Annotated in this window: 2 protein-coding genes; both read left to right on the forward strand. The window is 30.3% G+C overall.

Annotated features, from left to right (window positions below; all coding sequences use genetic code 11):
• Positions 1 to 204 precede the first annotated feature (204 nt).
• Complete coding sequence (locus tag T368_RS0111575) at positions 205 to 714, forward strand: toxin-antitoxin system YwqK family antitoxin (RefSeq protein ID WP_027338512.1); 510 nt, start codon at positions 205 to 207, stop codon at positions 712 to 714.
• A gap of 119 nt (positions 715 to 833) precedes the next feature.
• Positions 834 to 1,255: toxin-antitoxin system YwqK family antitoxin (locus tag T368_RS0111580; protein ID WP_027338513.1), on the forward strand; the 422-nt coding region annotated here is incomplete at its 3' end.

Below are 1,255 nucleotides of genomic sequence, written 5' to 3' on the forward strand. Positions count from 1 at the left end.
AGAGATTAGAAGAGAAGACATTAACATTGAACAAGAAATTAACTATTTAAAAGAAATATGCCTTAAAGAGAGTGATTCTAAATAATTTATGATTTAAAGCTATCTTAACACTTGCTAGATTCTCATCTTAGAATCTTTATGGCTTTAGTCTAAAAGAATTTTTTGTAAAATACAGAATCTTTATCTTAATTTAAAAGGACAAATATGTTACTAAAAAGTGTGTTTATAGGTTTTCTCTCATTTCATAGTGTAGATACACCTATACTAAAAGAATGTAAAACCGAAGCGGATAAAATAAGCGGTTGTGTAGAAAAAAAATATGATTTAAATGGGAAACTTTGGAGAGAAACACCATATAAAAATGGCAAAATAGAGGGCATAGAAAAATGGTATTATGAGAATGGGAATCTTAATATAGAAATACCATTTAAAAATGACAAAAGAGAAGGTATGGTAAAGTGGTATTATGAGAGTGGGAATCTAGAAAGTGAAATACCACATAAAAATGATGAAGCACATGGCAATTTAAAATACTACACGGAAGATGGAAAGCTACTTGCTTTGCTTAAAGCCGAGAATGGCAAGATTACAAGCGGTAAATGCTTTAATGATAAAGTCTTGACAGACAAAGAAATAGACGAGATTAATATTAACGACATTGAAAAAGCACTTAACTATTTACAAGAAATATGCCTTAAAAGCGATTCTAAATAACCCTTGATTTTAAAACTATCTTAACACTTGCTAGATTCTCATCTTAGAATCTTTCAAGCTTTAATCTAAAATAGTTTTTGTAAAATACAGAATCTTTATCTTAATTTTAAAGGACAAATATGTTACTAAAAAGTGTGTTTATAGGTTTGTTTTCATTTTCTATTTTACATGCAGATATACTAAAAGAATGTAAAACTGAAGCGGATAAAATAAGCGGTTGTGTAGAAAAAGAGTATGATGAGAATGGGAATCTTAGAATGGAAACACCATTTAAAAATGGTGGAAGAGAAGGCATAGAAAAATGGTATTATGAGAGTGGGGAGCTTCGGGCTGAAACACCATACAAAAATGGCAAAAAAGAAGGTATAGAAAAATGGTATTATGAAAATGGGAATCTAGAGGGAGAAACACCATTTAAAAACGGCAAAGCAGAAGGCATAGGAAAATGGTATTATGAGAATGGGAAGCTTATGGCAGAAATACCATATTTAAACAACTTGTTTCATGGGGATACGAGATTCTACACAGAAGATGGAAAACT

Source organism: Helicobacter bilis ATCC 51630 (assembly GCF_000686565.1).
Lineage (GTDB): Bacteria > Campylobacterota > Campylobacteria > Campylobacterales > Helicobacteraceae > Helicobacter_A > Helicobacter_A bilis.

What these genes read in the sequence shown, in the direction of transcription:
- T368_RS0111575 (WP_027338512.1), top strand. Translation starts at nt 205, where the DNA reads ATGTTACTAAAAAGTGTGTTTATAGGTTTTCTCTCATTTCATAGTGTA.